Source organism: Streptococcus sp. HMSC070B10, assembly GCF_001808665.1.
Taxonomy (GTDB): Bacteria; Bacillota; Bacilli; order Lactobacillales; family Streptococcaceae; genus Streptococcus.
The window spans coordinates 103,684-127,228 of sequence record NZ_KV794148.1 but is presented as its reverse complement, the minus strand read 5'-3'; the positions used below and the strand labels follow the sequence as shown (position 1 = coordinate 127,228).

Genomic DNA, 23,545 nt, shown 5'->3' with positions numbered 1-23,545 from the left:
CAAAAGAAGAAGCAAACTATGCAATTCAAAAACTAGGGGATAAATAGTTATTAATTATTAGATGTAACTTTTTCATGCAAAGCTTTGCACAAATCTAACGATTTTGTTATACTATATCTGTAAGCATTTTCAATTAAAAAGGAGAAGACGATGAGTCAAAAGATTATTGGGATTGACCTTGGTGGTACATCTATCAAGTTTGCAATCTTGACAACAGCAGGAGAAATCCAAGAAAAATGGTCTATCAAGACCAACATTTTGGATGAGGGAAGTCATATCGTAGATGATATGATTGAGTCTATTCAACATCGTTTGGACTTGCTTGGATTGGCAGCAGCAGACTTCCAAGGTATCGGAATGGGATCACCAGGTGTGGTTGACCGTGAAAAAGGGACTGTTATCGGTGCCTACAACCTCAACTGGAAAACACTTCAACCAATCAAAGAAAAGATTGAAAAAGCCTTGGGCATTCCATTCTTCATCGATAATGATGCCAACGTAGCTGCTCTTGGTGAACGTTGGATGGGTGCTGGAGATAACCAACCAGATGTTGTCTTTATGACACTTGGTACAGGTGTTGGTGGCGGTATCGTCGCTGAAGGAAAATTGCTTCACGGTGTTGCTGGTGCAGCAGGTGAGCTTGGGCACATTACTGTTGACTTTGACCAACCAATCGCATGTACTTGCGGGAAGAAAGGTTGCCTTGAGACAGTCGCTTCTGCAACAGGGATTGTCAACTTGACTCGTCGCTATGCCGATGAATACGAAGGCGATGCAGCCTTGAAACGCTTGATTGATAACGGAGAAGAAGTAACTGCTAAGACTGTCTTTGACCTTGCAAAAGAAGGAGACGACCTTGCTTTGATCGTTTATCGTAACTTCTCACGTTACTTGGGAATCGCTTGTGCCAACATCGGTTCAATCCTCAACCCATCAACAATCGTCATCGGTGGTGGTGTATCAGCTGCAGGGGAATTCCTTCTACAAGGTGTTCAAAAGGTTTACGACGAAAATACCTTCCCACAAGTACGCACAACAACAAAATTGGCTCTTGCAACTCTAGGAAATGATGCTGGAGTTATCGGAGCAGCATCACTTGTATTGCAATAAAATAAAAAAGGAGAAAATTGCTTTCCAGAAGCGAGTAATTTTCCTCCTTTCTTTTTTTATGCTATACTAATTAGGACAATAAATGAGGTGAGAAAATGACAAAAGCAGATACGATTTTTAAAGCAAATATTGAACGAATCCTCAAAGACGGTGTCTTTTCTGAGCAGGCCCGTCCCAAGTACAAGGATGGGACTGTTGCCAACTCTAAGTACGTAACGGGTGCCTTTGCCGAGTATGACTTGGCAAAGGGGGAATTCCCCATTACAACCTTGCGTCCCATTGCAATCAAATCCGCCATCAAGGAAGTGCTCTGGATTTACCAAGATCAGTCTAATAGCTTAGAAGTGCTGAATAGCAAGTACAATGTTCACTACTGGAATGACTGGGAAGTGGGGGATACGGGAACTATTGGTGAGCGTTACGGGGCGGTCGTTAAGAAACACGACATCATCAATAAGCTTCTCAAGCAGTTGGAAGCCAACCCTTGGAACCGCCGCAATATTATCTCTCTCTGGGATTATCAAGCTTTTGAGGAGACGGACGGCCTCCTCCCATGCGCCTTTCAGACCATGTTTGATGTCCGCCGTGTAGATGGGGAAATCTATCTGGATGCGACCTTGACCCAGCGTTCGAATGACATGTTGGTGGCCCACCACATCAATGCTATGCAGTACGTAGCTCTTCAAATGATGATTGCCAAACATTTTGGCTGGAAGGTTGGTAAGTTCTTCTACTTTATCAATAATCTCCATATCTATGACAATCAATTTGAACAAGCTCAGGAATTGCTTCGACGTGAGCCGTCAAACTGCCAACCACGTTTGGTTTTGAATGTGCCAGATGGGACTAATTTCTTTGATATCAAAGCAGAAGACTTTGAGTTGGTGGATTATGACCCTGTTAAGCCGCAGTTGAAGTTTGACCTAGCTATTTAAAAGAATAGAAAAAAGAAGTTGAGACAATGAATCCCAACTTCTTTTGTTTTTTAACGTGATACGCGGCGACGAGCTGCTTTTTTACGGTTTTCTTCGATGAAAGCTGCTTTTTGCTCTTCTGGTTCGATCACTTTCTTTTTAAATGCGTATACTGCACCTGCGACGGCAGCGACAGTTCCTGCGACACCTGTTACAAGACCTTTAGCAAATCCTTTAGCCATGAGTCTTCCTCCTTCATATTCTCAATCAGCCAGCCTCCTCAAGAGGTCACATTTTTCTGACTGACCTTTTTGTGTTATAATAATAGTAACGAAAAAATGGGAATTTTTCAAGGAAAAAAGATGAAAACAAAAATAATTGTGATTGTTGGACCGACTGCAGTTGGAAAGACGGCTCTAGCCATTGAAATGGCCGAACGTTTTAATGGCGAAGTGGTTAGTGGAGATAGCCAACAAGTCTATCGAGGACTTGATATTGGGACGGCTAAGGCTAGTCCAGAAGAGCAGGTAGCTGTTCCCCATCATTTAATCGATGTTAGAGAGGTAACCGAGTCTTACTCGGCTTTTGATTTTGTTTCAGAAGCTAAGATGGCTATTGAGGATATTCACAGCCGTGGCAAGCTAGCCATTATAGCTGGTGGGACTGGGCTTTATATCCAGAGCTTATTAGAAGGCTACCATCTAGGTGGGGAGACTCCCCACGAGGAGATTTTGGCTTATCGGGCTAGTTTGGAGCCTTATACAGATGAGGAATTAGCCTATCTGGTGGAGCAAGCAGGCCTTGAGATTCCCCAGTTTAATCGTCGTCGTGCTATGCGTGCCTTGGAAATAGCCCATTTTGGTCAGGATTTGGAAAATCAAGAGATCTTGTATGAACCGCTGATTATCTGCTTGGATGATGAGCGTAGTCAGCTTTATGAACGAATCAATCATCGAGTGGATTTGATGTTTGAGGCTGGGCTTTTGGATGAGGCCAAGTGGCTCTTTGACCATTACCCTGATGTGCAGGCTGCTAAAGGTATTGGATACAAGGAACTCTTTCTGTATTTCCGTGGAGAGCAATCCTTGGAAGAAGCCAGTGAGAGTCTCAAGCAGGCGACTCGCCGTTTTGCCAAGCGTCAGCTGACCTGGTTCCGTAATCGCATGCAGGTCACCTTTTATCAGATAGGAGAGCCTGGCGTGGAGGACCGCATTTTAAGCCAGATAGAGGAGTTTTTAGATGATTGAAACGGAGAAAAAAGAGGAACGAGTCCTGCTGATTGGAGTTGAACTCCAGGGCATGGATAATTTTGACCTCTCCATGGAAGAATTGACCAGTCTAGCTAAGACAGCTGGGGCAGTCGTTGTAGATAGCTACAGACAAAAACGTGAAAAATATGATTCCAAGACCTTCGTCGGCTCTGGTAAGTTGGAAGAGATTGCGCTCATGGTGGATGCAGAAGAAATCACCACTGTCATCGTCAACAACCGTCTGACCCCAAGGCAAAATGTCAATCTAGAAGAAGTTCTCGGTGTCAAGGTCATTGACCGTATGCAGTTGATTTTGGATATCTTTGCCATGCGGGCTCGAAGTCATGAAGGGAAACTTCAAGTTCATCTTGCCCAGCTCAAGTACCTCTTGCCCCGCTTGGTTGGTCAGGGGATTATGCTCAGTCGTCAGGCAGGGGGAATTGGTTCCCGTGGACCTGGTGAAAGCCAGCTGGAGCTGAACCGTCGTAGCGTTCGCAACCAAATCACGGATATCGAGCGCCAGCTCAAGGTGGTTGAGAAAAATCGGGCGACTGTCAGAGAAAAACGTTTGGAGTCAAGCACCTTCAAGATTGGTTTGATTGGTTACACCAATGCTGGGAAATCAACTATCATGAACACCTTGACCAGTAAGACCCAGTATGAAGCGGACGAGCTCTTTGCGACTCTGGATGCGACAACCAAGAGTATCCATCTGGGTGGCAATCTCCAAGTGACTTTAACTGATACGGTTGGCTTTATCCAAGATTTGCCGACAGAGTTGGTGTCCAGTTTCAAGTCAACCTTGGAAGAAAGCAAGCATGTGGATCTTCTGGTTCATGTTATCGATGCCAGCAATCCTTACCACGAGGAGCATGAAAAAACAGTCTTGTCCATCATGAAAGACTTGGACATGGAAGATATTCCTCGCCTGACCCTTTATAATAAAGCGGATTTGGTGGAGGACTTTACGCCGACCCAAACGCCATATGCCCTCATTTCTGCCAAGTCTGAGGATAGTCGTGAGAACTTGCAGGCTCTGTTTTTAGAGAAAATCAAGGAGATTTTTGAGAGATTTACTCTGCGCGTACCTTTTTCAAAATCCTACAAGATTCATGATCTAGAAAGTGTTGCGATTCTGGAAGAGCGGGACTATCAAGATGATGGGGAAGTCATTACAGGCTACATTTCTGAAAAAAATAAATGGAGGTTAGAAGAATTTTATGACTGATATTAAAACTTTGGCTCTAAAGTATGGAGGTTATACAAGTCTGGATAAGGTCTATCTGGATCAACTTCTAGCTGGTAAAACAGAACAGGAGCAGTTGGCACTGATTACTCCTCCGCCAAGTGTGGTCAATGCCTATTTTGCAGAACTCTACCAGAAAAAAAGTCCTGAGGCTGCGACGGATTATTTTGCAGAAGTCAGTCAGGAACTGAATTTCTACAATGCTGAGCCAAGTTTCACTCTCGAAAACAAGCCTTTTATTCGGCTCAATCTGTCTGGTAAATCCTTTGGTTTTTGCTATGAGAGTGAGGGTCTGGGTCGAATTTTCTCTGAAAATAAAGAGATTATTTCAGAAGACTTGCTTTTTGAGATTGCGCAAATTTTCCCCCATCAGCTAGTCTTTGAGGAGTCTGGAAAGATTTACATGAAGCCTGTCGGGGATGAGGAAGTTGTCAGCGCGGAGAGTCTCACGGCTTTGACTGATTTAGAAAGCTTGGCTGATGGTCGTAAGCGTCTTAAAGGCTACAGCCAAGAGGATTTACTGCAAGAAGCTACTGCTTTTTCTGGCAAGCGCTATTTCCGATCGGAAAACCGCACAGCCATGTTATATATTGATTAATTAGAAAGTATCGAATGGATATTCAATTTTTAGGAACAGGGGCTGGTCAGCCCTCTAAAGCCCGCAATGTTTCAAGTCTCGCCCTGAAACTCTTGGATGAGATTAACGAAGTTTGGCTCTTTGATTGTGGAGAAGGAACGCAAAATCGCATTCTGGAAACAACGATTCGACCACGCAAGGTCAGCAAAATCTTTATCACTCACCTGCATGGAGACCACATTTTTGGCCTGCCAGGTTTCCTTTCGAGTCGTGCCTTTCAAGCCAATGAAGAGCAGACAGATTTGGAAATCTATGGACCGCAAGAGATCAAATCATTTGTCTTAACCAGTCTTCGTGTGTCAGGTTCTCGTCTGCCCTACCGCATTCATTTTCATGAGTTTGACCAAGATTCCCTTGGGAAAATCCTTGAGACTGATAAATTCACTGTGTATGCAGAAGAGTTGGACCACACTATTTTCTGCGTTGGCTATCGTGTCATGCAAAAGGACCTAGAAGGAACGCTAGATGCTGAAAAACTCAAGGCTGCTGGTGTCCCATTTGGCCCACTTTTTGGAAAAATCAAGAACGGTCAGGACGTTGTTCTCGAAGACGGTACTGAAATCAAAGCAGCAGACTATATCTCAGCGCCACGTCCTGGTAAGATTATTACCATTCTAGGCGATACGAGAAAAACCAATGCTAGTGTGCGTCTGGCTGTCAATGCCGATGTCCTAGTCCATGAATCGACTTATGGCAAGGGTGATGAAAAAATTGCTCGTAACCATGGCCACTCTACTAACATGCAAGCTGCACAAGTAGCGGTAGAAGCAGGAGCCAAACGCCTCTTGCTCAACCATATCAGTGCTCGTTTCCTCTCAAAAGATATCAGCAAACTCAAGAAAGATGCGGCTACAATTTTTGAAAATGTGCATGTGGTCAAAGACTTGGAAGAAGTGGAAATCTAAAAGATTGAGAAAGGATAAGTATGCGTACGATTCTTATTACCGGAGCTAGCGGGGGTCTAGCCCAAGAAATGGTTAAACTCCTGCCAGATGACCAGCTCATCTTGCTTGGTAGAAATAAGGAAAAATTAGCTCAACTCTACGGAAATCATCCCCATGCAGAATTAATTGAAATTGACATTACCGATGACTCAGCCCTAGAAACTCTGGTAGCAGACCTCTATCTCCGCTATGGAAAGATTGATGTCTTGATTAATAACGCTGGTTATGGGATTTTGGAGGAATTTGACCAGATTTCTGACCAAGATATTCACCAGATGTTCGAGGTCAATACTTTTGCCCTGATGAATCTGTCTCGTCGCCTTGCATCTCGTATGAAGGAAAGCCGAAAAGGCCATATCATCAATATTGTTAGCATGGCAGGTTTGATCGCTACTGGCAAGTCCAGTCTGTACTCAGCTACCAAGTTTGCGTCTATTGGTTTTTCAAATGCCTTACGCCTCGAACTGATGCCTTATGGTATTTACGTAACGACTGTCAATCCAGGACCAATCCGTACAGGATTTTTCGACCAAGCCGACCCAGATGGAAGCTATCTCAAGTCGGTTGAACGCTTCCTGCTGGAACCAGATGCAGTGGCTAAAAAGATTGTCAAGATTATAGGAAAAAATAAACGAGAACTCAATCTCCCAGTTTTGTTGAACCTAGCCCATAAGTTTTACACCTTCTTTCCCAAGCTAGCTGATAAGTTGGCAGGGGGAATCTTTAATTATAAATAGATGAAGTTCCTTTTAAAGGGACTTTTTTACTTTTTTTAATTTAAATGTTAATGAATGTTTTTCTTTTAAAACTACATTCAGATTTTTAATTCTTCTACAAATTTTAGAAAAAACAATCAAAAATATTATTTTATATGCTAGAGTATTGAAAATTCCTATATTATTTAATAAAATAAGGGTAAAAGACTATTAAAAGTAATCGCTCACATAAAAATGAAAGCGATTACTAAAAGGAGGATTTTATGGAAAAAAGCCATTGGAATCGTAAAAGAGTCTATAGCATTCGTAAATTTGCTGTAGGAGCTTGCTCAGTAATGATTGGAACTTGTGCAGTTCTATTCGCAGGAAATATAGCTGGAGAATCTGTAGTTAATGCGGATGAAACACCTATTACTCGTACTGCTGAGAAACCTAAAGAGGAAAATCCTATAGTAGAAGAAAAGGTTGATCAAGCTTTGGAAACTAAAAATGTTATCGAAAGTACAGCACAAAAACAACCTAGTGCCACTGAATCTATTTCATCTGAGAAGAAAGAAGATGAAGCAGTGACTCCAAAAGAGGAAAAAGCATCTTCAAAATCTGAAGAAAAAGCTCCAAAGATAGAATCACAAGCTTCAAGTCAAGAAAAACCGCTCAAGGAAGATGTTAAAGCTGTGACCAATGAAGAAGTCAACCAAATGATTGAAGACAGAAAAGTGAATTTTAACCAAAATTGGCACTTTAAACTCAATGCAAATTCTAAGGAAGCCATTAAACCGGATGCAGATGTATCTACGTGGAAAAAATTAGATTTACCGCATGACTGGAGTATCTTTAACGATTTTGATCATGAATCTCCTGCACAAAATGAAGGTGGACAGCTTAACGGTGGAGAAGCTTGGTATCGCAAGACTTTCAAACTAGATGAAAAAGACCTCAAGAAAAATGTTCGCCTTACTTTTGATGGCGTCTACATGGATTCTCAAGTTTATGTCAATGGTCAGTTAGTGGGTCATTATCCAAATGGTTATAACCAATTTTCATATGATATCACTAAATATTTGAACAAAGATGGACGTGAGAATGTAATTGCTGTTCATGCGGTCAACAAGCAGCCAAGCAGCCGTTGGTATTCAGGAAGTGGTATCTACCGTGATGTGACTTTACAAGTGACAGATAAGGTTCATGTTGAGAAAAATGGGACAACTATTTTAACACCAAAACTTGAAGAACAACAACATGGCAAGGTTGAAACTCATGTGACCAGCAAAATTGTCAATACAGACGACAAAGACCATCAACTTGTAGCAGAATATCAAATCGTTGAACGTGGTGGTCAGGCTGTGACAGGTCTAGTACGTACAGAGAGCCGTACCTTGAAAGCACATGAAGTAACTAGTCTTGATGCGATCTTAGAAGTTGAAAGACCAAAACTCTGGACCGTTTTAAATGACAAACCGGCCTTGTATGAATTAGTTACACGTGTTTACCGGGACGGTCAATTAGTTGATGCTAAGAAGGATCTGTTTGGTTACCGTTACTATAACTGGACTCCAAATGAGGGCTTCTCTTTGAATGGTGAACGCATTAAATTCCATGGAGTTTCCTTGCACCATGACCACGGAGCGCTTGGAGCAGAAGAAAACTACAAGGCTGAGTACCGTAGACTGAAACAGATGAAGGAAATGGGGGTGAATTCGATTCGTACGACTCACAACCCAGCAAGTCCTCAGACTTTACAGATTGCAGCTGAACTTGGCTTACTTGTTCAAGAAGAGGCCTTTGATACTTGGTATGGCGGAAAGAAACCTTATGACTATGGTCGTTTCTTTGAAAAGGATGCTACCCATCCCGAGGCTAAAAAAGGTGAAAAATGGTCCGACTACGATTTACGTACTATGGTAGAGAGAGACAAAAATAATCCTGCTGTTTTTATGTGGTCAATCGGAAATGAAATCGGTGAAGCAAATGGGGATCCCCATTCTCTAGCGACTGTTAAACGTCTAGTCAAAGTTATCAAGGATGTTGATAAGACTCGTTACGTTACCATGGGAGCAGATAAGTTCCGTTTCGGTAATGGTAGTGGTGGGCATGAAAAAATTGCTGATGAACTCGATGCTGTTGGATTTAACTACTCTGAAGATAATTACAAAGCCCTTAGAGCTAAGCATCCGAACTGGTTGATTTATGGGTCAGAAACATCTTCAGCAACGCGTACAAGAGGAAGTTACTTCCACCCAGAGCGTGAGTGGGTACAAAGTAATCAGTCATGGCGTAACTATGAACAGTCAGATTATGGAAATGACCGTGTTGGTTGGGGTAAAACGGCAACTGCTTCATGGACATTTGACCGTGACAATGCTGGCTATGCTGGTCAATTCATTTGGACAGGTACGGACTATATCGGTGAACCAACTCCATGGCACAACCAAAACAACACGCCGGTTAAAAGCTCTTATTTTGGTATCGTAGATACTGCAGGTATTCCAAAAAACGACTTTTATCTTTACCAAAGTCAATGGGTTTCTGCAAAGAAAAAACCAATGGTTCACCTTCTTCCTCACTGGAACTGGGAAAACAAAGAGTTGATAGACAATGTAGCAGACGCGGAAAATAAAATCCCTGTACGTGCTTATTCTAATGCTGCAAGTGTAGAATTGTTCTTGAATGGAAAATCTCTTGGTCTGAAGACTTTCAACAAAAAACAAACTAGCGATGGACGCACTTACCAAGAAGGTGTTAATGCTAATGAACTTTATCTTGAATGGAAAGTTGCTTATCAACCAGGTACCTTGGAAGCAATTGCTCGTGATGAAGCTGGTAAAGAAATTGCACGTGACAAGATTACGACTGCTGGTAAGCCAGCGGCTGTTCGTCTTATCAAGGAAGATCATGCAATCGCAGCAGATGGAAAAGACTTGACATATATCTACTATGAAATTGTTGACAGCCAAGGGAATGTAGTACCAACTGCCAATAATCTGGTTCGCTTCCAATTGCACGGACAAGGCCAACTTGTCGGTGTCGATAACGGGGAACAAGCCAGCCGTGAACGCTATAAGGCGCAAGCAGATGGTTCTTGGATTCGTAAAGCATTTAATGGTAAAGGTGTTGCCATTGTCAAATCAACTGAACAAGCAGGTAAATTCACACTGACAGCCCATTCAGATCTCTTGAAATCTAGTCAAGTAACTGTCTTTACTGGTAAAAAAGAAGGACAAGAGAAGACTGTTTTGGGTACAGAAGTAGCAAGAGTTCGTACATTAATCGGTAAAGAACCAAAAATGCCGAAAACAGTAGGTTTTGTATACAGCGATGGTAGTCGTGAAAAACTTCCAGTAACTTGGTCTCAAGTCGATGTTAGTCAAGCAGGAGTTGTGACTGCTAAAGGTACAGCAAATGGACGTGAGGTAGAGGCTCGAGTTGAAGTTCTAGCAATTGCGAAAGAATTACCAACAGTTAAACGTATTGCTCCAGGAGCAGACTTGAACACTGTAGATAAATATGTGTCAATACTTGTAACCGATGGAAGTGTACAAGAGTACGAAGTTGATAGCTGGAAGATTGCGGAAGCAGATAAAGCCAAACTGTCAGTAGCTGGATCACGTATTCAAATGACTGGTCAGTTAGCTGGAGAAACTATTCATGCAACCCTTGTGGTAGAAGAAGGAAATGCTGCAGCACCTGCAGTGCCAACTGTAACTGTTGGAGGTGAAGCAGTAACAGGCCTTACTAGTCAACAACCAATGCAATATCGTACTCTAGCTTATGGTGCCCAATTGCCAGAAGTCACAGCAAGTGCTGAAAATGCTGATGTTACAGTTCTTCAAGCAAGCGCAGCAAACGGCATGCGTGCAAGCATCTTTGTTCAGCCTAAAGATGGTGGCCCACTTCAAACCTATGCAATTCAATTCCTAGAAGAAGCACCAAAAATTGACCATTTGAACTTGCAAGTGGAAAAAGCTAACGGTCTTAAAGAAGACCAAACAGTCAAATTGTCGGTTCGAGCTCACTATCAAGATGGAACGCAAGCTGTATTACCAGCTGATAAGGTAACCTTCTCTACAAGCGGCGAAGGGGAAGTTGCAGTCCGAAAAGGAATGCTTGAGTTGCATAAACCAGGAGCAGTCACTCTGAAAGCTGAATATGAGGGTGCTACAGGTCAAATCAATCTCACTATACAAGCCAATACTGAGAAGAAGATTGCGCAATCCATCCGTCCTGTAAATGTAGTGACAGATTTACACCAAGAACCTACTCTTCCGTCAACAGTAACGGTTGAGTATGACAAAGGTTTCCCTAAAGCTCACAAAGTCACTTGGCAAGCTATTCCGAAAGAAAAACTAGACCACTATCAAAGCTTTGAAGTGTTAGGTAAAGTTGAAGGAATTAACTTGGAAGCGCGTGCTAAAGTATCTGTAGAAGGCATTGTTTCAGTTGAAGAAGTCAGTGTAACAACTCCAATCGCAGAAGCACCACAATTACCAGAAAGCGTTCGTACATATGATTCAAATGGCCACGTTTCATCAGCTAAAGTTGCATGGGATGCGATTCGTCCAGAGCAATACGCTAAGGAAGGTGTCTTTACAGTTAATGGTCGCTTAGAAGGTACTCAATTAACAACTAAACTTCATGTTCGAGTATCTGCTCAAACTGAGCAAGGTGCAAACATTTCTGACCAATGGACCGGTTCAGAATTGCCACTTGCCTTTGCTTCAGACTCAAATCCAACCGACCCTGTTTCAAATGTCAACGATAAATTGATTTCCTTTAACGACCGACCAGCCAATCGTTGGACAAACTGGAATCGCAGTAATCCAGAAGCTTCAGTTGGTGTCCTGTTCGGAGATTCAGGTATCTTGAGCAAACGTTCAGTTGATAATCTAAGTGTCGGATTCCACGAAGACCATGGAGTTGGTGCACCGAAGTCTTATGTGATTGAGTATTATGTTGGTAAGACTGTTCCAACAGCTCCTAAAAACCCTAGCTTTGTAGGTAATGAAGAACATGTCTTTAACGATCCTGCAAACTGGAAAGAGGTAAGCAATCTCAAAGCTCCAGCTCAACTCAAGGCTGGAGAAATGAACCACTTTAGCTTTGATAAAGTTGAAACCTATGCTGTCCGTATTCGTATGGTGAGAGCAGACAACAAACTTGGAACGTCTATTACAGAAGTACAAATCTTTGCGAAACAAGTTGCGGCAGCCAAACAAGGACAAACAAGAATCCAAGTTGACGGCAAAGACTTAGCAAACTTCAACCCTGATTTGACAGACTACTACCTTGAGTCTGTAGATGGAAAAGTTCCCGCAGTCACAGCAAGTGTTAGCAACAATGGTCTCGCTACCGTCGTTCCAAGTGTTCGTGAAGGTGAGCCAGTTCGTGTCATCGCGAAAGCTGAAAATGGCGACATATTAGGAGAATACCGTCTGCACTTCACTAAGGATAAAGACTTACTTTCTCGTAAACCAGTTGCTGCGGTTAAACAAGCTCGCTTGTTGCAACTAGGCCAACCACTTGAATTGCCGACTAAGGTTCCGGTATACTTCACAGGTAAAGACGGCTACGAAACAAAAGACCTGACAGTTGAATGGGAAGAAGTTCCAGCAGAAAATCTGACAAAAGCAGGTCAATTTACTGTTCGAGGTCGTGTCCTTGGTAGCAATCTTACTGCTGAGTTCACTGTAAGAGTGACAGACAAACTTGGTGAGGCTCTTTCAGATAACCCTAACTATGATGAAAACAGTAACCAGGCCTTTGCTTCAGCAACTAATGATATTGACGACAGTTCTCATGACCGTGTAGACTATATCAATGATAGAGATCACTCTGAAAATCGTCGTTGGACAAACTGGTCTGCAAGACCGTCTACCAATCCAGAAGTATCAGCAGGCGTCATCTTCCGTGAAAATGGTAAGATTGTAGAGCGGACTGTTGCGCAAGCCAAACTTCACTTCTTTGCAGATAGTGGTACAGATGCACCATCTAAACTTGTTTTGGAACGTTATATTGGCCCAGACTTTGAAGTGCCGACCTACTATTCAAACTACCAAGCATACGAATCAGGCCATCCATTTAACAATCCAGAAAATTGGGAAGCTGTTCCTTATCGTGTGGATAAAGACATTGCAGCTGGTGATGAAATCAACGTAACATTTAAAGCTGTCAAAGCTAAAGCCATGAGATGGCGTATGGAGCGTAAAGCAGATAAGAGCGGTGTTGCGATGATTGAGATGACCTTCCTTGCACCAAGCGAATTGCCTCAAGAAAGTACTCAATCGAAGATTCTTGTAGATGGAAAAGAACTTGCTGATTTCGCTGAAAATCGTCAAGATTATCAAATTACCTATAAAGGTCAACGTCCAAAAGTCTCAGTTGAAGAAACCAATCAAGTAGCTTCAACAGTTGTAGATAGTGGAGAAGACAGCCTTCCAGTACTTGTTCGCCTCGTTTCAGAAAGTGGAAAACAAGTTAAGGAATACCGTATCCAGTTGACTAAGGAAAAACCAGTTTCTGAGAAGACAGTTGCTGCTGTACAGGAGGAACTTCCAAAACTTGAATTTGTTGAAAACGATTTGGCCTACAAGACAGTTGAGAAAAAAGATTCAACACTTTATCTAGGTGAGACTCGTGTAGAACAAGAAGGAAAAGTTGGTAAGGAACGTATCTTTACAGCAATTAATTCTGATGGAAGTAAGGAAGAAAAACTCCATGAAGTGGTAGAGGCACCGACAGACCGCATCGTCTTGGTTGGAACGAAACCAGGCACCGCCCTTCCAGAAGATGAAGTGAAGAATCTTGTCCTCAACAGACCAGAACTTGTAATCGAAGAAGAAACCATTGACTTCAAGGTTCAGGAGCGTAAGTCTGATAAGTTGTATCTAGGTGAAACCCGTGTCCTCCAAGAAGGAAAACAAGGCGTCCGTGTTCACTTGATTGAAGTGGAAAATGGAAAACGTCAGCTTAAAGAAACTTACGATAAAGTTGCGGCACAAGATCGTATCGTGGAAGTGGGGATCAACCCAGGCACTTCTCTTCCAGAAGACGAAGTGAAGAATCTTGTGCTTAACAGACCAGAACTTGTAATTGAAGAAGAAACAATCGATTTCAAAGTTCAGGAACAAAAGAACGATAAACTTCCAGTAGGTCAAACTCGAGTCCTCCAAGAAGGAAGACAAGGAGTCCGTGTTCACTTAATCGAGGTTGAAAATGGTAAGCGAACTGAAAAGGATAGCTATGATAAAGTTATGGCTCAGGATCGCATCATAGAAGTCGGTACAGCTGGTGAAACAACGAAACCAGTACAGCCGGTAGATACAAAACCACAAGTGTCAGAAAAAGCAGAAACAAAACCAATTGCTCCAAGTGAAGCTAGTCAAACTAATAAAGCCCAGTTACCAAATACAGGTAGTGTGACAAGCCAAGAAACAGTAGCAGCAGGTTTAGCTCTACTCTGTTTGAGTGCAGGATTAGTAGCCACTAAAGGTAAAAAAGAAGACTAGAAATTTTGATACTTTCGTTATCATTAAAGAGTGGAGAGAAACTCTTGTCTTAGATAGAAGATAAATCCCTTGGAATATAAGTTTCTAAGGGATTTTCTTTGTATAAAATTGTATAGTGTTATTATCTACCTTATTTTGTAGAGAAAGCAAAAATCCCTAGAAAATGTTTAGGGATTCAATTATTTCATTAAGAACAATTCAACAATCATCTCGATATACATGACAAGGGTTAATAAGAATCCTGCACGCCAGAAAAATTTGATGAATTTAGGATAGTAAAAGCTACGTTTTTTCAAAAGGAAGAAAAAAACGAGAATAATGGCTAGGAGAGAGAGGGCTAGGCCTAGTCTAGGGAGGAAATTATGGGTAAAGGTTTTAGCTGTAATCAAGTAATACTCAAATACCAAGACTGGAAAAGCCAAATCCGCAAAGTTTCGTCCTAGTTTTTTTAATCTAAAAAGTTTGGTTATGATAATGCAGACTACTAAGGTCAGTATCAATAATAAAATAGATGCTAATTTCATTAAAATCATATCCATATTGTATCATAAAAAATCGCTAATGGAAACGAGAAACAGAGGAATTTATAGGAAAGTCAGGCTTTTGAGATTGTGGTTGTTTTTTGTTATAATGAAAGTTATGAAATCTTATAACACCTTGAATGATTATTATCGAAAACTCTTTGGAGAAAAGACCTTTAAAGTCCCTATTGATGCGGGATTTGACTGTCCCAATCGTGATGGAACTGTGGCTCATGGGGGCTGTACTTTTTGTACGGTTTCCGGTTCTGGAGATGCCATTGTGGCACCAGATGCGCCTATTCGTGAGCAATTTTATAAGGAAATTGACTTTATGCACCGCAAGTGGCCAGATGTTCAGAAGTATCTGGTTTATTTTCAGAATTTTACCAATACCCATGAAAAGGTGGAAATCATTCGGGAACGCTATGAGCAGGCCATCAATGAGCCAGGTGTAGTAGGAATCAATATCGGAACACGGCCAGACTGTTTACCAGACGAAACCATCGAATATTTGGCTGAGTTGTCGGAGCGCATGCATGTGACGGTTGAATTGGGCTTGCAGACTACTTATGAAGCAACCTCTGACCTGATTAACCGTGCCCATTCCTATGAATTGTACGTGGAAACGGTCAAGCGTTTGAGGAAATATCCAAAAATTGAGATTGTTTCCCATTTGATCAATGGTTTGCCTGGTGAAACCCATGAGATGATGATTGAAAATGTCCGCCGCTGTGTTACGGATAACGATATTCAAGGAATTAAACTGCACTTGCTTCACCTCATGACAAATACACGTATGCAACGGGATTACCATGAGGGACGCTTACAACTGATGAGTCAGGACGAATATGTTAAGGTCATCTGTGACCAACTGGAAATCATTCCCAAACATATCGTCATCCATCGAATCACGGGAGATGCACCTAGAGATATGCTGATTGGGCCGATGTGGAGCCTCAATAAATGGGAAGTTCTAAATGCTATTGAAACTGAAATGAGACGTCGTGGAAGCGTTCAAGGATGCAAGGCTGTAAAACAGGAGTTTGAAAATGAAAAGACCACTTGAAATGGCACATGATTTTTTAGCTGAGGTTGTAACTCAGGATGATATCGTAGTGGATGCAACCATGGGAAATGGTCATGACACGCTTTTTCTAGCCAAGCTAGCTAAGCAAGTCTATGCCTTTGATATTCAGGAGCAAGCCTTGGAAAAGACGCAAGAGCGTTTGAACCAAGCTGGCCTGACAAATGCCCAGTTAATCTTGCAAGGCCATGAGACACTGGACCAGTTTGTGACAGAAGCCAAGGCAGGAATTTTCAATCTGGGCTATCTGCCGTCAGCTGATAAGTCAGTCATTACCCAACCTCAGACAACGATTGAAGCCTTAGAAAAGCTGTGTCATTTGCTTGTCAAAGGGGGACGGATTGCCATCATGATCTACTATGGACATGAAGGAGGCGACCTCGAGAGGGATGCTGTCTTGGATTTTGTCAGTCAGTTGAACCAACAAGAGTACACAGCTGCCATTTACCGAACTTTAAACCAAGTCAACAACCCACCATTTTTAGTGATGATTGAAAAATTAGAGAGATATAGACATGGATAAACAATACCTACGTGAAAAGCTGGATGCCATGCGCCAGAATTTTGTTGAATCAACCCACCACGAACGAGCGGTGGGGGTGTTAGATCAAGCACATATGAGCAAAAAAATGCTTAAAATCAAGAAAAAATTAGTTGCTCTTGAAATGGAACGGTGCCAGAGAAAAATTGAGCACAAGGATTGTTCCAAGATTGACCAAAAAATCAAAGAGCAGAAGGAGATATTTGAATCTTGTTGTAAAAAAGATTAAGGAGGACGTGCGTGGAATTACTGATTTACCTCATCCTATTTTTACTGGTCTTGATTGTCTCAAGTACAACCAATAAGCTCCTGCCCTTTTTACCTCTCCCTTTGGTGCAAATTCTTTTGGGAATCGTGATTGGTCTCTTTTTACCCAATACCGACTTTCACCTCAATACAGAGTTGTTTTTGGCTCTGGTTATCGGGCCCTTGCTTTTCCGAGAGTCGGAGGAAGCAGATATTACGGCTATTTTAAAACACTGGCGAATCATTGTTTATCTCATATTTCCAGTGATTTTCATCTCGACCCTGAGTTTGGGTGGCTTGGCCCATTTTCTTTGGCTCAGTCTTCCCTTGGCGGCTTGCTTGGCTGTTGGGGCAGCCCTTGGCCCTACGGACTTGGTGGCCTTTGCCTCTCTTTCGGAGCGCTTTAGCTTTCCTAAGCGCGTGTCCAATATCCTTAAGGGTGAAGGACTTTTGAATGATGCATCAGGTTTGGTTGCCTTTCAGGTAGCTTTGACAGCTTGGACAACTGGAGCCTTTTCCCTTGGGCAAGCAAGTAGTTCGCTCATCTTTTCAATCCTAGGCGGTTTTTTGATTGGCTTTTTAACAGCCATGACTAACCGTTTCCTCCATAGCTTCTTGCTAAGTGTGAGAGCAACGGATATTGCCAGCGAACTTTTATTAGAATTGAGTTTGCCTCTGGTGACTTTCTTCCTGGCAGAAGAAGTCCATGTTTCAGGAATTATTGCTGTTGTGGTTGCTGGCATTTTAAAGGCAAGCCGATTTAAGAAAATTACGCTCCTCGAAGCCCAAGTGGACACGGTGACCGAGACGGTCTGGCACACAGTGAACTTTATGCTCAACGGTTCAGTCTTTGTGATTTTAGGGATGGAGTTGGAAATGATAGCAGAGCCTATCTTGACCAATCCAATCTATAATCCCTTACTGTTATTTGTATCTCTTATAGCCCTTACCTTTGTCCTCTTTGCTATTCGTTTTGTCATGATTTATGGCTATTATGCCTATAGGACTAGACGTCTCAAGAAAAAGCTAAATAAGTATATGAAGGACATGCTTCTTTTGACCTTTTCAGGTGTCAAGGGAACGGTGTCGATTGCTACGATTCTTCTGATACCAAGTAATCTAGAGCAGGAGTATCCTCTCTTACTTTTCCTTGTCGCAGGTGTGACGCTGGTAAGCTTTTTAACAGGTCTCTTGGTCTTGCCTCATCTTTCTGATGAACAGGAAGAAAGCAAGGACTATCTCATGCATATCGCTATTTTGAATGAAGTAACGCTAGAGTTGGAAAAAGAGTTGGAAGATACCAGAAATAAACTTCCCCTCTATGCGGCTATTGACAATTACCATGGACGTATTGAAAATCTCATTTTGAGTCAAGAAAATAAGGACGCTCAAGAAGACTGGGAGGCCTTGAAACTTCTCATCCTCAGTATTGAAAGTGATGGTTTAGAACAGGCTTACGAAGAAGGCAAGATGAGTGAGCGTGCTTATCGGGTCTACCAACGTTATCTGAAAAACATGGAACAAGGTATCAATCGCAAGTTTGCTTCAAGATTGACTTATTATTTCCTTGTTTCCTTGCGGATTTTACGTTTTCTCCTTCACGAAGTCTTTACCTTTGGAAAGACCTTCCGCAGTTGGAAAAATGAAGAATCTAAGAAACTCAGAGCCCTTGACTATGACCAAATTGCAGAGCTCTATCTAGAAAATACAGAGATGATTATCGAAAGTTTGGAGAATCTAAAAGGGGTTTATAAGAGTTCCTTGATTAGCTTTATGCAGGATTCTCGTCTCCGAGAAACAGCTATCATCACCAGTGGTGCCTTTGTTGAACGGGTTATCAATCGCGTCAAGCCCAACAATATCGATGAAATGCTGAGAGGCTATTATCTGGAGCGTAAATTGATTTTCGAATATGAAGAAAAACGATTGATTACGACCAAGTATGCCAAGAAATTACGGCAAAATGTGAATAACTTAGAGAACTATTCCTTGAAGGAAGCTGCCAATACCCTCCCTTATGATATGATGGAATTGGTAAGAAGAAATTAATCAAGATTGTAAGTAAAGGAGTGTGATATGAAGAAGTGGTGGAAAGAGCTGATAGACAAGCCTTTATTAAAAGCTTTTTTGCATTATTATCAAGCCTCGGATAGTGAATTGACCAGTGTCGCAGTAGCCTACTATTGGTTGATTTCGATTTTTCCTCTGCTTTTGGTGGTGGTCAATATCCTCCCTTATTTTCAGATTCCAGTTTCCAATTTTTTAAAGGTTGTCAATGAATTTTTGCCGGAAACCATGTATGATGTGGTCGCAAAGATTATTACAGAGGTGCTGACTCAACCTTCAACAGGCTTGTTGAGTTTTGCAGTTTTGTCAGCCCTCTGGACCTTTTCAAAATCCATGAATTTTCTGCAGAAAGCCTTTAATAAAGCTTACGGAGTAGCAAAAAATCGTGGAATGATTTCCCATCAGCTTATGAGTTTGTTTGTCAGTTTCGGCTTGCAGATTCTCTTTGCTCTTGCTCTCTTTCTGAGTGTTTTTGGCCGTATGCTCCTCAACCTCATCAAAAGTTACTGGAAATCAGATAGTCCCCTATTTGATTACCTGCAGGATCTGACAGGCCCCTTGGTCTATGCCTTAATTTTTGCCATCTTGGTTATGCTTTACTATTTCCTGCCCAATGTTAAGGTGAGACGAATTCGACATGTATTGCCAGGTAGCACCTTTGTCTTATTGACTCTGATTTTATTACTTAATATCTTTTCAGTCTATGTCAATAACTATGTCAATCACCTCGTGGATGTCCGTTTTTTCAGTTCCATCGTCGTGGTGGTCATGATGTTCTGGTTTATTCTCATCGCTAAGATTTTGATTGTCGGAGCGGTGATCAATGCCAGTGTGCAGAGTTTGAAAGATCCGAGTTTGAGAACAGACTAACGAATTTTTAATTCATTACAAAACGCATAATATCAAGGTTGATGTGTACTGACCCCAAAAAGGCGGCAAAAAGCAAGCACCTGCAAGCAACGTGCCGAAATGGTCAAATCCTGATTATGTCAACGAATTAGACCCAAAAATCGTTGATATGCTAGTAGAATTTCACAAGTCGCAAGGCACTTTGGAAACTCCCGAGGTGCAAGCAGAAATCGCCCAAAAACGTGAAGAAATCAAGCAAAGGAGAGCTAAGCTTGAGGCTAAAAAATAAGAACTTTTGACCCGCTTGAACAAATAGAATTTCGCAAGTATTATGCTTACAAATTACTTGAACAATTAACTAAAACATAAACCCTGCCTTTATATCTAGGCAGGGTTTTTATTTTAGAAATTCACGTAGGTTGTTTCGGTTTTTACATACCCAGTATAGTCTGAGTTTCTATAGTATTCAGTGATAAACTTCCATTTTCTTTGAGCAACATGGATATAAGTACTTGTTATGTAGTATGGATACGGGCTTTGTGAATCCAAGTAAGACTGATAAGCTTGTATACCAAAATATGCTTCACCAACTATTGTACCCCATGGACCCCCTAATACAGAAGCTATTTTACCAATCGCATAACTTATTCCAGAACCAATCATGAAGTTAGCGAATGTGTTAGCTTGTTTATTCCCATATATTGTGTTGACGTAATTCCAAACATTAGGATCGTATGATCTAAAAGATATATTTAGGTCGATTTCATTCTTTTGATAAGCCATATAAAATACCCCATTGATATAGACGCCGTCAGCACGTCGTTCAATAGTGTCTACACTTCCATCTGGATTGACAACCTCAAGAACTTCATCGCTTAAAATATTTACTTGCGCATCTCCGAACCGCACTGATGAGCCATTCTCAAACTGAGCCTCACCAGATACAACTTTAGAGTTTGCCGATAAGCTATCATCAGCAAAAACAACAAGCGACGGGGAAATGCTAGACATACAGAAAACAGACATAACTAGCAAACACATGCATTTAAACATCTTAGACATAACGGGAACTCTTTTGTATTTTTGATTTTTTTCAACTTTTATTATACAATAAAACCAAATAAAAAGAAGGCGGTAACAATATGCTTAATGTGAAAATTTTTTATATATTTTTATTTTTGATCGTTGTCGAAACTACAGGCTTGTTGTTGTTGAAAAACGGTCTTGAAAGAGGTTATTTAGATACAGGATCTATCATCCTTGCAGTTTTTTCATTTGCTTTCTACAACCTATGTTCATTCGGTTGGGTCTACTTTACAATAAAAAACAATAAAAAATAAATAGACGTATTTTCAAAAAAAGATTACATATTTATATCAGTAAAACGACGATTTAAATCGTCGTTTTTTTGTATAACTCCCCCTGAAATTTATTTTAATTATGCAAATTTCACGTATTTTTGGTGCTGAGACGGCAATTCTGAGAGCTTTTCAGACTTTTTTGCGACTGTCTACATTAGAAAAGCTTAGAGCACCAAAGGATAATGCCTGATAATATGCGCTTTTTTGATTATGAAAATTAATAGATAAACATGGCATCACCAAAACTAAAGAAGCGGTAGTGTTCTTGGATGGCATGGTGGTAGGCATCTAAGACTAATTCACGGCCTGCAAAGGCAGAAACCAACATGACCAGAGTTGATTTTGGCAGGTGGAAATTGGTTGAAAAGGCATCGACAACTTTCCATTCGTAACCAGGTTTGATAAAGATATTGGTCCAGCCAGAATCTGCTTCGATTTGTCCATCAAACTTGGAACCAATAGTCTCCAAGGTGCGGATAGAAGTGGTTCCGACAGCAATGACGCGACCACCATTTTCCTTAACAGTGCGAAGGGTGGCAGCTGCTTCCTCAGAAAGCTGGTAGAATTCTGAGTGCATTTCGTGTTCGTCCAGATTATCCACAGAAACAGGTCTAAAGGTTCCTAGCCCGACATGTAGAGTCAAATAGACCAGATGAACACCTTTAGCTTGGATTTCTGCCAGCAGTTCTTTGGTGAAGTGCAATCCAGCAGTCGGTGCAGCAGCAGAGCCACTTTCCTTGGCGTAAACGGTTTGATAGCGTTCACGGTCATCCAGTTTTTCGTGGATATAAGGAGGTAGCGGCATTTCTCCTAGACTTTCCAAAACTTCTAGGAAAATTCCTTGGTACTCAAAGCGGACAATGCGGCCCCCGTGGGTCAATTCTTCCGTAACGACAGCGCTGAGGCGACCATCACCAAAGCTGACACGAGTACCGACCTTGAGGCGTTTGGCAGGTTTAGCCAGAACTTCCCACTCATCTCCACTAGTATTTTTAAGCAGGAGAAGTTCCACATGACCTCCAGTTTCTTCCTTTTGACCATAGAGGCGGGCAGGGAGAACGCGGGTATCGTTCATGACAAGGGCGTCACCAGGTTCCAGCATATCAATAATAGAGTGGAAGTGTTTATCCTGCATTTCTCCAGTCTCACGGTTGACAATGAGGAGTTTAGAAGCATCTCGTTTTTCAAGGGGCGTTTGGGCAATCAATTCCTCGGGTAAGTGGAAATCAAAATCAGCTGTATTCATATATCTTTTCATTCTTTCTAAGTTCTAATCCTATCCATTATAACATGTTTCAAGTATAGTCGCTCTTTTTTTAGAAATTAAATCGTTTTCACTTGACAAAAATTGGTCTATACCATATAATAAATATAGATTGAAACGGAGGATAAAAAGATGAAAGTTATTAAAGTTGAAAACCAAATCGAAGGTGGAAAAGTTGCTTTTGAGATTTTGAAGGAAAAATTGGCCAATGGAGCTCAAACACTAGGACTTGCGACAGGAAGTAGCCCACTTGAATTTTACAAGAAAATTGTTGAGAGTGACCTTGATTTTTCAAATCTAACCAGTGTCAACCTTGATGAGTATGTAGGCCTTGATGGGGACAACCCACAGTCTTATCGTTACTTCATGCAAGAAAACTTGTTTAACCAAAAACCATTTAAAGAAAGTTTCTTACCTCGTGGAGTTAAGGACAATGCTGAAGCTGAAGTTGAACGCTACAACCAAATTTTGGCTGACCATCCAGTTGACCTCCAAATCTTGGGAATCGGTCGCAATGGACATATCGGATTTAATGAACCCGGTACTCCATTTGACAGTCAAACTCACCTTGTAGAACTTGACAAGTCTACTATCGAAGCAAACGCACGTTTCTTTGACAAGATTGAAGACGTCCCAACCCAAGCCATTTCAATGGGGATTAAAAATATCTTGGATGCCAAGTCAATCCTTCTATTTGCTTATGGTGAGTCGAAAGCAGAAGCCATTGCAGGAACAGTGTCTGGCCCAGTGACTGAGAACCTACCAGCAAGTAGCCTCCAAAATCACCCTGATGTGACCATCATTGCAGATGCTGAAGCGCTCAGCTTGTTAGAAAAATAAAAAAATGAACTCTTTCAGTTTCTCTATTTAATTGATTCTTTCAAGACTTGTATAACTTGTATAAATGGAAGAAAAAATCAAAATTAAACCGGATTTTTTCTTGACAATTATTCCTTTTACGTGTAAAATAGAATAGATCTTGAACTTGAAGGGAGTGAAAAAAATGTCTAAAACAGTAGTACGTAAGAATGAATCTCTTGACGACGCACTTCGTCGTTTCAAACGTGCGGTTACTAAAGCTGGTACTCTTCAAGAAACACGCAAACGTGAATTCTATGAAAAACCTTCTGTAAAACGTAAACGTAAATCAGAAGCAGCTCGTAAACGTAAAAAATTCTAATTAGAAATGAAAGGCTGGAGAAATCTAGTCTTTTTTCTTTTAATACTCTTCGAAAATCTCTTCAAACCATGTCAACGTCGCCTTGCCGTAGGTATATGTAACTGACTTCGTCA

The 23,545-nt window shown here is 41.4% G+C and carries 20 protein-coding genes; 16 read left to right on the top strand and 4 right to left on the bottom strand.

The features are described from left to right. Nucleotides 1-150: 150 nt before the first annotated feature. Both HMPREF2613_RS01405 and HMPREF2613_RS01400 read left to right on the top strand, forming a co-directional pair. The gene (locus HMPREF2613_RS01405) at nt 151-1,110 is read left to right on the top strand and encodes an ROK family glucokinase (protein ID WP_020902451.1); all 960 of its coding nucleotides are present in this window, start codon (nt 151-153) and stop codon (nt 1,108-1,110) included. Between the two features lie 95 nt (nt 1,111-1,205). Beyond that, a complete protein-coding gene (locus HMPREF2613_RS01400) occupies nt 1,206-2,045 on the top strand; it encodes a thymidylate synthase (RefSeq protein WP_070478446.1) in 840 nt (279 codons plus the stop codon). A 50-nt stretch (nt 2,046-2,095) separates the two neighbouring features. Here HMPREF2613_RS01400 and HMPREF2613_RS01395 read toward each other — a convergent pair whose 3' ends face one another. Beyond that, nucleotides 2,096-2,266 carry a DUF3042 family protein gene (locus tag HMPREF2613_RS01395; protein ID WP_001051780.1) on the bottom strand — a complete coding sequence of 57 codons (171 nt, stop codon included), beginning with the start codon at nt 2,264-2,266 and terminating at the stop codon, nt 2,096-2,098. Nucleotides 2,267-2,386: 120 nt separating this feature from the next. Here HMPREF2613_RS01395 and miaA point away from each other — a divergent pair, with 120 nt between their 5' ends. From miaA to bgaA, 6 genes are all read left to right on the top strand, one after another. Continuing rightward, nucleotides 2,387-3,271, top strand: coding sequence for a tRNA (adenosine(37)-N6)-dimethylallyltransferase MiaA (gene miaA, locus HMPREF2613_RS01390; protein WP_070478444.1), 885 nt, complete (start codon nt 2,387-2,389; stop codon nt 3,269-3,271). Then, on the top strand, nt 3,264-4,502 hold the full coding sequence (gene hflX / locus HMPREF2613_RS01385; RefSeq protein WP_070478441.1) for a GTPase HflX: 1,239 nt from the start codon (nt 3,264-3,266) through the stop codon (nt 4,500-4,502). Before miaA ends, hflX begins: the two co-directional genes overlap by 8 nt. Further along, nucleotides 4,495-5,118 carry a cystathionine beta-lyase gene (locus HMPREF2613_RS01380; RefSeq protein ID WP_070478439.1) on the top strand — a complete coding sequence of 208 codons (624 nt, stop codon included), beginning with the start codon at nt 4,495-4,497 and terminating at the stop codon, nt 5,116-5,118. Before hflX ends, HMPREF2613_RS01380 begins: the two co-directional genes overlap by 8 nt. 14 nt (nt 5,119-5,132) lie before the next feature. Further along, on the top strand, nt 5,133-6,062 hold the full coding sequence (gene rnz / locus HMPREF2613_RS01375) for a ribonuclease Z (RefSeq protein ID WP_070478437.1): 930 nt from the start codon (nt 5,133-5,135) through the stop codon (nt 6,060-6,062). Between the two features lie 20 nt (nt 6,063-6,082). Further along, entirely contained in the window at nt 6,083-6,838 is a 756-nt protein-coding gene (locus HMPREF2613_RS01370; RefSeq protein ID WP_070478435.1) for an SDR family NAD(P)-dependent oxidoreductase, read from the top strand. Between the two features lie 242 nt (nt 6,839-7,080). Next, on the top strand, nt 7,081-14,319 hold the full coding sequence (gene bgaA, locus HMPREF2613_RS01365) for an LPXTG-anchored adhesin/beta-galactosidase BgaA (protein WP_070478433.1): 7,239 nt from the start codon (nt 7,081-7,083) through the stop codon (nt 14,317-14,319). A 179-nt stretch (nt 14,320-14,498) separates the two neighbouring features. Here bgaA and HMPREF2613_RS01360 read toward each other — a convergent pair whose 3' ends face one another. Beyond that, a complete protein-coding gene (locus HMPREF2613_RS01360; protein ID WP_004269933.1) occupies nt 14,499-14,858 on the bottom strand; it encodes a DUF3397 family protein in 360 nt (119 codons plus the stop codon). A gap of 91 nt (nt 14,859-14,949) precedes the next feature. Between HMPREF2613_RS01360 and HMPREF2613_RS01355 the strand changes: the two genes are divergently transcribed. The 6 genes from HMPREF2613_RS01355 to HMPREF2613_RS01330 all read left to right on the top strand — a co-directional run bounded on the left by HMPREF2613_RS01355 (nt 14,950) and on the right by HMPREF2613_RS01330 (nt 19,916). After that, on the top strand, nt 14,950-15,906 hold the full coding sequence (locus HMPREF2613_RS01355; protein ID WP_049486757.1) for a tRNA modification radical SAM protein MnmL/YtqA: 957 nt from the start codon (nt 14,950-14,952) through the stop codon (nt 15,904-15,906). After that, complete coding sequence (locus HMPREF2613_RS01350) at nt 15,890-16,447, top strand: tRNA 5-(aminomethyl)-2-thiouridylate-methyltransferase MnmM (RefSeq protein WP_049486756.1); 558 nt, start codon at nt 15,890-15,892, stop codon at nt 16,445-16,447. Before HMPREF2613_RS01355 ends, HMPREF2613_RS01350 begins: the two co-directional genes overlap by 17 nt. Then, nucleotides 16,440-16,694 (top strand): hypothetical protein, encoded by a 255-nt coding sequence (locus tag HMPREF2613_RS01345; protein ID WP_000361085.1) that lies wholly within the window; start codon nt 16,440-16,442, stop codon nt 16,692-16,694. Before HMPREF2613_RS01350 ends, HMPREF2613_RS01345 begins: the two co-directional genes overlap by 8 nt. 11 nt (nt 16,695-16,705) lie before the next feature. Beyond that, entirely contained in the window at nt 16,706-18,760 is a 2,055-nt protein-coding gene (locus tag HMPREF2613_RS01340; RefSeq protein WP_070478431.1) for a cation:proton antiporter, read from the top strand. A gap of 27 nt (nt 18,761-18,787) precedes the next feature. After that, entirely contained in the window at nt 18,788-19,648 is an 861-nt protein-coding gene (locus tag HMPREF2613_RS01335) for a YihY/virulence factor BrkB family protein (protein ID WP_070478428.1), read from the top strand. Between the two features lie 91 nt (nt 19,649-19,739). After that, nucleotides 19,740-19,916 (top strand): hypothetical protein, encoded by a 177-nt coding sequence (locus tag HMPREF2613_RS01330; RefSeq protein WP_070478426.1) that lies wholly within the window; start codon nt 19,740-19,742, stop codon nt 19,914-19,916. A gap of 113 nt (nt 19,917-20,029) precedes the next feature. Here the strand turns inward: HMPREF2613_RS01330 and HMPREF2613_RS01325 are convergent, their stop codons facing one another. Both HMPREF2613_RS01325 and queA read right to left on the bottom strand, forming a co-directional pair. Beyond that, nucleotides 20,030-20,638, bottom strand: coding sequence for a hypothetical protein (locus tag HMPREF2613_RS01325; protein WP_070478455.1), 609 nt, complete (start codon nt 20,636-20,638; stop codon nt 20,030-20,032). A 567-nt stretch (nt 20,639-21,205) separates the two neighbouring features. Further along, nucleotides 21,206-22,234 (bottom strand): tRNA preQ1(34) S-adenosylmethionine ribosyltransferase-isomerase QueA, encoded by a 1,029-nt coding sequence (queA, locus tag HMPREF2613_RS01315; RefSeq protein ID WP_070478420.1) that lies wholly within the window; start codon nt 22,232-22,234, stop codon nt 21,206-21,208. Nucleotides 22,235-22,384: 150 nt separating this feature from the next. Here queA and HMPREF2613_RS01310 point away from each other — a divergent pair, with 150 nt between their 5' ends. Beyond that, on the top strand, nt 22,385-23,092 hold the full coding sequence (locus HMPREF2613_RS01310; RefSeq protein ID WP_070478418.1) for a glucosamine-6-phosphate deaminase: 708 nt from the start codon (nt 22,385-22,387) through the stop codon (nt 23,090-23,092). Between the two features lie 163 nt (nt 23,093-23,255). Continuing rightward, the gene (gene rpsU / locus HMPREF2613_RS01305) at nt 23,256-23,432 is read left to right on the top strand and encodes a 30S ribosomal protein S21 (protein WP_000048054.1); all 177 of its coding nucleotides are present in this window, start codon (nt 23,256-23,258) and stop codon (nt 23,430-23,432) included. Nucleotides 23,433-23,545: the final 113 nt, after the last annotated feature.